Annotated in this window: 6 protein-coding genes; 2 read left to right on the top strand and 4 right to left on the bottom strand. The window is 70.5% G+C overall.

Annotated elements, in window-relative coordinates; genetic code table 11:
• Positions 1-125: 125 nt before the first annotated feature.
• Entirely contained in the window at positions 126-3,128 is a 3,003-nt protein-coding gene (locus tag ABT085_RS40755; RefSeq protein WP_351620408.1) for a carbohydrate binding domain-containing protein, read from the bottom strand.
• 189 nt (positions 3,129-3,317) lie between these two features.
• Between ABT085_RS40755 and ABT085_RS40760 the strand changes: the two genes are divergently transcribed.
• On the top strand, positions 3,318-3,899 hold the full coding sequence (locus ABT085_RS40760; protein WP_351620411.1) for a hypothetical protein: 582 nt from the start codon (positions 3,318-3,320) through the stop codon (positions 3,897-3,899).
• A 61-nt stretch (positions 3,900-3,960) separates the two neighbouring features.
• On the opposite strand, the gene ABT085_RS40765 is transcribed toward ABT085_RS40760, so the two are convergent.
• Positions 3,961-5,241 (bottom strand): PP2C family protein-serine/threonine phosphatase, encoded by a 1,281-nt coding sequence (locus ABT085_RS40765; RefSeq protein WP_351620414.1) that lies wholly within the window; start codon positions 5,239-5,241, stop codon positions 3,961-3,963.
• Positions 5,242-5,519: 278 nt separating this feature from the next.
• Between ABT085_RS40765 and ABT085_RS40770 the strand changes: the two genes are divergently transcribed.
• On the top strand, positions 5,520-6,590 hold the full coding sequence (locus ABT085_RS40770) for a tyrosine-protein phosphatase (RefSeq protein WP_351620415.1): 1,071 nt from the start codon (positions 5,520-5,522) through the stop codon (positions 6,588-6,590).
• A gap of 89 nt (positions 6,591-6,679) precedes the next feature.
• Here ABT085_RS40770 and ABT085_RS40775 read toward each other — a convergent pair whose 3' ends face one another.
• Both ABT085_RS40775 and ABT085_RS40780 read right to left on the bottom strand, forming a co-directional pair.
• Positions 6,680-7,915 (bottom strand): 4-hydroxybenzoate 3-monooxygenase, encoded by a 1,236-nt coding sequence (locus ABT085_RS40775; RefSeq protein WP_351620418.1) that lies wholly within the window; start codon positions 7,913-7,915, stop codon positions 6,680-6,682.
• A 109-nt stretch (positions 7,916-8,024) separates the two neighbouring features.
• A partial coding sequence (locus ABT085_RS40780; RefSeq protein ID WP_157846636.1) for an acyl-CoA dehydrogenase family protein occupies positions 8,025-8,112 on the bottom strand: 88 nt, incomplete at its 5' end.

Consider the following 8,112-nt stretch of genomic DNA (forward strand, 5'->3'; position numbering starts at 1 on the left):
GCGGCCGCCCCCCCCCCCCCCCCGCCGCCCCCCCCCCCCGGGGGGGGGGGCCCCCCCCCCCGGGCCGTGCGGACGTGATCCGGACCGCTGGTGGAGCCGGAGTCACCCCCGCGGTCGAGCCGGTGTCACTTCAGGTAGGGGCCGTCGCTTCCGATCTTGCCGGGGCCGTTGAGCACGTACACCCGCAGATTGCCCTTGCCGGGCGCGGCCACGGTCAGGGTGCCACCGGTGACGGTCTTGACGTCGCCGGTGACGGCGTCCCGGTAGGTGCCGTCGGGGATGCCGGTGTAGGTGGCGCCGCCGGTGACCGTGACGAGGGCGAAGCTGTCGGTCGATCCGCTGGTGTAGCGGCGCTTGAAGGCCATCGAGCCGCTGATGCCGTCCGTCGAGTACTGGCCCGACTGCAGGGCCGGGACCGCCCGGCGGATCTGGTTGAGCCGCTGGAGGTGCTTGACCAGGGGCTGGGAGAGGGTGGTGGCCACCGCGCCGCTCGCGGCGTCGACCTTGCCGAAGTCGGAGACGGTGACGCTCCCCGCGAGGTGGTCGCCGTAGTACGCGCGTCCGGTGGTCGCCAGCGGGCAGGTCGGCCCGCAGTCGATCTGCTTGCCCGCCTGGAACTCGATCTCCGATCCGTAGTACAGCGTGGGGATTCCGCGGAAGGTCCACATCAGGGACATGTTCTCGGCCCAGGCGTCGGTGCCGCCGCTGTAGCGGGTGCTCGACTTGTTCGGGCCGTAGTCGTGGCTGTCGACGTAGACGACGTTGTACGTGGCGTCGTTGACGGAGTCGTCGGAGTCCTTGCCGTTGTTGTAGGCGTTCTGCGCGTCGCCGAAGTTCATGTGCATGCGCATGTCGATGATGTTCATCCCGGAGAACTGGCTGCGGTCCGGGGTGTGGTAACTGTTGCCGCTCAGGAAGGCGTTGGTCGATGTGGGCTGGTTGCCGGTGCCGAGCTGCTCCTCGTAGTTGTACTGCTCGATGGCGGCCGTCTCGTCGTCGGCGCTGTAGTCCTTGCGTTCCTTCCAGGTGTAGAACTGCGCGGAGTGGTTCACCGAGCCGCGGTTCCACTTGTCGTTGACGAACGCGCCCACCTCACCGAAGACGAAGAAGTTCTTCGCGGCGTCCGTGCCGAACCGCTGGGTGACCCGGTCGTAGATGGCGGGCAGGAAGCGGCGGTTCCAGGTGACGCGCGGGATGTGCACGGCCGTGTCGATGCGGAACCCGTCCACGCCCATGTCGATGTACTTGTCGTAGGCGCCGATCAGGTAGTTCTGGACGGTGGCGTTCTCGGTGTTGAAGTCGGCCAGGTCCTCGTGCAGCCAGCACGAACGCGAGTCCTCGCCCTCCCAGTTGCCGATCCAGCACTGGTGGTAGTACGCCTTGGGGAACATGCCCGAAGTGGGACTGGGCCACTGGCAGTTGTAGAGGGTGTAGCCCTCCGCGCTCTTGCCGCCGGTGGGCTTGCCCCAGTTGAGGCAGGTGTTGCCGGAGGGTTCGGCGGTCGACCACAGGTCGCCGTTGTAGTACGACTTCCCGGACTTCGGTTCGACGGTCAGGCCGTCGTACTCGAACCCCTCGTTCTTCTCGTCGTAGTACCAGCTCCACTGGCTGTCCCGGACGCCGTACACGGTTGGGGTGAACAGGCCCTTCGCGCCCCAGCGGGAGCTGTGGTTGTAGACGACGTCCTGGTAGATCTTCATGCCCTTGGCGTGGGCCGCGTTGATGAGGTCCTGGTAGGAGGCGCCCGCGGACTCCAGGCGCGGGTCGACCTTGTAGAAGTCGTAGCCGTGGTAGCCGTGGTAGTCGTAGTCCGAGCGGTTCAGGACCACGGGGGTGATCCAGACGGCCGAGAAGCCGAGGGCCTTGATGTAGTCGAGCTTGTCGACCAGACCCTTGAAGTCGCCGCGGAACATGGGGTCGTTGTTGGCGGCGTTGCCGGACTTCACGTCCTGGCTGCCGCCGCGGTTGTTGGAGCTGTCACCGTCGTAGAAGCGTGCGGTGAGGACGAAGTAGATGGGGTCCTTGCGCGGGTCGGTGCCCAGCGGTGTCCCCGAGGCCGGCGCGGGCGCCTGCTCCCCGGTCGTGACGGTGGCCGCGGCGGAGGCGGGCGAGGTGTTCCCGGCCGCGTCGACGGCCTTCACCGTGTAGGTGTAGGCCGTCTTCTCCTCCAGTCCCGTGTCCGAGTACACCGTCGAGCCGACATCGGTGACGACGGTGCCCTTCGTGCCGCCCGTACGCGTGAGCTGGTACTTCGTCACTGCGGTGTCGTCGCTCGCCGGGTTCCAGCTCACCACCACCGAGGTGTTGGTGGCGCTCGCGGTGACCCCGGTGGGTGTGGTCGGCGCCTGGGTGTCGGGGGCCTGGGCCGCGCAGGGGTCCTCGGCGCCGGCGGTGACGGTCCGGTCCTTCACCGTCGTGGTGCCGGTCGGGATCGTGTAGTCGGCGCTGTTGTTGTTGTCCCAGACGCCGTTGCCGTTGTTGAAGGCGGCCCTGAGCGAGGTCGCCGTGCCGATGTCGAGGGTCTTCTTCCACCAGCCGGTGCAGGCGCTCTCCATGCCGAGGCCGGGGACGGCCGTCCAGGAGCCGCCCGCGGGCGCGTAGTGGATGTTGGCCGTGGTCCAGCCGGAGGTGGCGGTCGAGTAGTAGACGGTGGCCTGGTTGCCGCTGCCCGTGCCCGTGTCGGCGCACGGGTCGCTGTGGGCGATCACGCCGTCCTTGACGGTGATGGTGCCGGTGCCCAGGGCGTAGTTGTTGCCGCCGTTGTTGTCCCAGGTGCCGCTTCCGTTGTTGAAGGTGGCCTGGAGGCCGGCGGCCGAACCGAGGTCGACGGTCTTCTTGACCCAGTCCGTGCACGCGGCCTCCATCACCACGCCCGGCACGGTGGTCCAGGAACCGCCGTCCGGGGCGTAGTGGAGGTAGGTGGAGGACCAGTTCTTGGTCTTCGTGTAGTAGAAGACGGTGGCCGTGTTCGCCGTGTCGGCCACGGTTCCCAGCGCGACGCGGCTTGTGTCAGGCACGCCCGTGAGCAGGCCCGAAAGGCCGGCCGCCGCCGCGATCAGGGCGAGCGGGCGGCGCAGTCGGATCGGCAGCCGCACTCCGCGCGGCGGTCTGCGTCTTGCGGGACTCATGAGTGCGGGTTTCATGGTTTCCCCTTGATGCAAGAAGAACCGGCAAGTTCCTGAAATTTGTTGCAGCGGAAACTACAGGTGCATGACAGTCCTGTAAATGGATCGCGCGCGCCTTCCCCGGCAAGGCGTGCGCCCGTCCGCGCCAACTCGCCGATGCGGTGTTTGCTTCCGGAATGGACGCTCGCCACGATGAACTTCGTGGTTCTGACTCCGGGCTGGGTGTGGCAGGGAGGCCCGACGCGCCGGGCGCTGGGCACCGGCATCCCCACCGGGCTGTTCCTCGGCGCCTTCGCCCTCGTCGAGTCGGGCTACTGGATCGCCGCCGCCGCGGTGTTCCTGCTGCTGAGCCCCTTGCACGGCATCCGGACAGCCCGACGGATGGGCAGGGCGTGGTCCGGGGCCGCACAGTTGGACGCCGCCGACCGGGCAGCCGTCGTACGGGCCACCCGGCGCGGCGCGGACCTCGGCGACCCCCGGCTGGCACCCGCGGTGATCGACTACGCCGAGGCCCTCCGCAACGTTCGCGAACAGGACCGGATCAGGCGGTGGGTGGTCGCGGGTCTCGCCATGCTGGCCCTGGCGCTGGCCCTGTACGACACGCACTCCGGGGAGAAGGGGCAAGCCGTGGCGTCATGGCTGGTGCTGGCGCTGTTCCTGCTGGACCTGACCTGGCGGCCCGGCCAGGAGGACACGGTCGTCTCCCGCGCGCAGCGGGCGGCGGACTCGGCGCGCCGGAGCCTGCGCCGGAATCCGGCCGACGACCGGCCCTGAGGCCACGGACGACGGGCCGCCCCGGCGGGCACGGACCGCGCCGGGGCCGTGCGCGTAGGCTTCACAGACGTACGACGATCAGCGCGATGTCGTCGCGCGCACCGTGACTGACCCCCATGTACGCCAGGAGGGTGTCCGCGAGCGGTTCGGGGTCCAGCCCCGCGCAGCAGTCGCGAAGGACATCCGTCAGCCGGTTCAGACCGACGTCGATGTCCTCGTCATGACGCTCGATCAGGCCGTCGGTGTACAGGACCAGCGTGTCTCCGGGACGGTAACCGGTGCCGGCCTGGGGGCGCGGTACGTGTTCGGGCCGGGCGCCGAGCGGTGGATCGGTGGCCTGGTCCAGCAGTTCGCTGGAGCCGTCCGCATGCATCAGCACCGGCGGCGGATGACCGGCGCTGGAATAGATGATCAGGCGGGAGCGGGTGTCGATCAGCGCGGTCACCGCCGTGGCGGCCAGCGCGCCCTCCACGGAACGCGCGTAGAGGCCGAGCACCTCCATGGCCTGCGCCGGTCCGGCGACCGCACGACTGGCCGCGGAGAGCGCGCTGCGAAGCATGCCCATGACAGTCGCGGCCTCCAGGCCGTGCCCCACCACGTCGCCCACCGCGACGGCGAACCGGTCGTTGGCCAGATCGACGGTGTCGTACCAGTCACCGCACACGTTCAGCGAACCGACCGCGGGCAGATAGCGCACCGTGACGTTCGGGTGCCGGGCCAGGTCCGGGGCACGCAGCATCGCCTCCTGAAGGGTGATCGCCACCTGCCGTTCACGGTCGTGGGCCCGGCGCAGTTCCTCGTTGAGCCGCTGGAACTCCTTGGCCCGGATGTAGAGCTCGGCCTCCACCGCCTCCTCCCGCTCGCTCGACGATCCGTCCGGTGACCGGCCGCGCCGTTCGCGGGCCTGCACGAAGGCGGTCACGTCCTCGACCCGGTGGATGATCCACGCCACGCCGCCGTCCGGCCCGAGCACGGGCGTGTTGACCGGGGACCACCACCGCTCCTCGAACCGCCCGGGCCTGCTCACCACCGGGATGTCGTAGCGCTGCGCCGCCATCGCGTCCGGCTCCCGGGTGGCCAGTACGCGCTCCATGGAGGCCGTCAGGTTGCGCACCCCGTCCGCGTCCGGGTCGTTCGGGTTGTCGGGGAAGGCGTCGAACAGATACTGGCCGATGAGTTCGTCACGCGTCCGTCCGGTCACCCTGCCGTACGCCTCGTTCACACCGACGATCATCAGATCGGGGGTGAGCACCAGATAAGGGCTGGGAGTGGCGGCGAACAGCGCCGCATAGTCGACCTCCCCCGTGGCCGCCTGTGCGCCGTCGGCTGCCGGGATCTCCACTCCTCCAATCTACGAGCCCTCCCCGGCCCTCGCCCGCCAGCACCGGCGAGCCGCAGGTCACGGGGCCCGCGAGGCCGGTGGGCCGGTGCCGGTGGCCGCCCCGGGTGCTCGGCCGGAACGGCGTGCGGCATCGGCGACCCCCATCCGGTGGCCCGTACGGCGTCGACGTACCCGGAATGCCGGATTCAGATGATCATTCCCACCCTTGGACGACCGGCGTTCACCCGGTGCTGCACAGACACCCTTCGAACCGGCGAACGATTTCAGCCATGACTCACATGACACGTGTCAAAGCAGCCTCCGTCCTGTCGGCCGCCCTGATGCTCCCCGGCCTGACGGCGGGCGCGGCGGCCGCCGCGCCGGCCCACGCCGGAGCGAGCGCGCACTCCGCACGGCACATTCCGTTCACCGCGGCCGAGGTGACCGCGCGGAACGACGGCTCGTACAAGATCACCTGGAAGGCGCCCGGCGTCCGCCACGTGGCCGTCCGCGCGAACGGCCGCACCGTCGCCTCCGGCGGCTCGACCGGCTCGGTGACCGTGACCGGTCTGCCCGCCGCCGACCGCCGGTGGTTCGACCTCGTCCCCGACCACGGGCGCGGCCTCCACCTCGCCGACCGGCTGATCAAGCTGGACGGCACCACCAACTTCCGTGACGCGGGCGGCTACCGCACCACCGACGGCAGCTGGGTGAAGATGGGGGTCGTCTACCGCTCGGACGCGCTCGACCGGCTGGCCTCCGCCGACCTGACCAAGCTCAAGCGTCTCGGCATCTCCGTCGACTACGACCTGCGCACCACCTCCGAGCGCACGGGCGCGCCCGACCGGGTGCCGTCCGGCGCACGGTACGTCGTCGCCGACGTGATCGGCGACGACTCAGCCGTCTTTGCGATGCCGACGACGGCCGAGGGCGCGGCGCAGATGATGGTCGACGGCGAGAAGGCCATGGTCAGCGGCGCGACCGCGAAGGCGGCCTACTCCAAGGTCTTCGCCGGGATCGTGGCGGACGCCGACGGCTCGCTGTACCACTGCACGGCGGGCAAGGACCGTACCGGGTGGGCCGGCGCCACCCTGCTCACCGCTCTCGGCGTACCGCGGGAGACGGTGATGGCGGACTACCTGGCCTCCAACACCTACCAGGCCGCGGTCAACGCCGCCACCCTGGCCGCCATGCCCGCGGCCCAGGCCGCGGTCTACAAGCCGATGCTCGACGTGCGCGCCGAGTACCTCAACTCCGGCTTCGCCGAGGTGAAGGACAAGTACGGCTCCTTCGCGTCGTACGAGAAGAAGGCCCTGGGGATCGACCCGAGCGAGCTGCGGCGGCTGAAGGCCCAGCTGCTCGTCGGCTGATCCCGGACGGCCTGCCCGGACCCGGACCCGGCCCGCTCGGGGCGGGCCGGGTCCGGCAGCAGAGGGCCGGCCCGCCGCAACGGCGCCGGTCAAAGGGCGGTCGAGGCCTCCGGGTCCAGCCCCGCCATGAGTTCCGCGAAGGCGCCGTCGGCGGCCCGGGAGGTGAAGAGCCGGTCGAGCCGGGCCAGGGCGAGGCCGCGGTGGAAGGACCCCGAGTCGGTGTCGTCGCCCGCGTCATGGAGCGTCCGGGTCAGCCAGTGGGAGAACTCCTGGTCGTTCCAGACGCGTCGCAGACAGCGCCGGGAGTACGTGCGCAGCGCGCTGTCGTCGCCGTCACGGACGAAGTCCCGGACGGCCCGGGCGAACAGGTCCGCGTCGTAGAGGGCGAGGTTCATGCCCTTGCCGCCCATCGGCGACACGATGTGCGCCGCGTCGCCGACGAGGTGGAGGCGGCCGTACTGCATGGGCTCGTGGACGAGGCTGCGCAGCCGGAAGATCTCCCGGTCGGTGATCGGGCCGGACGGCAGGGAGGGGTCGCCGAGCCGGGTGCGCAGCGCGTCCCAGACACGCGGGTCGGGCCAGGCTCCGGGATCGTCGTCGGGCGGGCACTGGAGGTAGTAGCGGCTGGTGTGCGGACCGCGGGAGAAGTGGGCGGCGTAGCCGTGCCGGCTGACGGCGAGGAGGGGCCGGGGCGGAGGCGGGGTGTCGGCGAGGACGGTGAGCCAGCCGATGCCGTGGTCGAAGGCGTGCGCGGCGAGGACACCGTCGGGCACGCTGGCACGGCTGACGCCGCGGTCGCCGTCGCAGCCTGCCACGAACGCGCAGGCGATGGCGCGGAGTTCGCCGTCGGCATCGCGGTAGCGGACGGTGGGCCGGTCGCCGGTCAGATCGTGCAGGGAGACGTCGGCGGCCTCGAAGCGCAGGTCTCCGCCGTCGTCGAGGTAGGCGGCCATGAGCTTCTGGACCAGAACCTGCTGTGGACAGATACGGGCCTGTGGACCGTCGGAGCCGTCGCCGTCGGAGACGAGGTGGCGCTCCCCGTCCACCCGGAACTCCAGGGTGCCGTCGGAGGGGACACCGCCGAGGACCCGGTCGGCCAGCCCCCATGAGTCGAACATCCTGACGGCGCGGGTCTCGACGATGCCGGCGCGCTGACGCTGGGTCACATACGCGCGCGTTCTGCGTTCCAGTACGACGCAGTCGACACCGCAGCGCCGCAGCAGGTTCGCGACGGTCAGACCGGCCGGACCGGCACCGATCACCACCACGGTCGTGGACTCCGCCGGAATCGCCGGGTCCGTCAACTCCCCCTCTTTCGCGGCCACTTGACCACCTCCGAGGGCAGCCTAGGCCCGTGCGCCGCGGCCCGGAAAGGGCGGACGTCGCCCTCCGCAGGAACGGGCGGAGGGCGACGGTGAACCGGGGGTGGCCGCGTTACGGGAGGTTGCGTGCCATGACGATGCGCTGGACCTGGTTGGTGCCCTCGTAGATCTGGGTGATCTTGGCGTCGCGCATCATGCGC

It is taken from the genome of Streptomyces sp. NPDC002265 (assembly GCF_040296125.1).
Classification (GTDB): Bacteria; Actinomycetota; Actinomycetes; order Streptomycetales; family Streptomycetaceae; genus Streptomyces.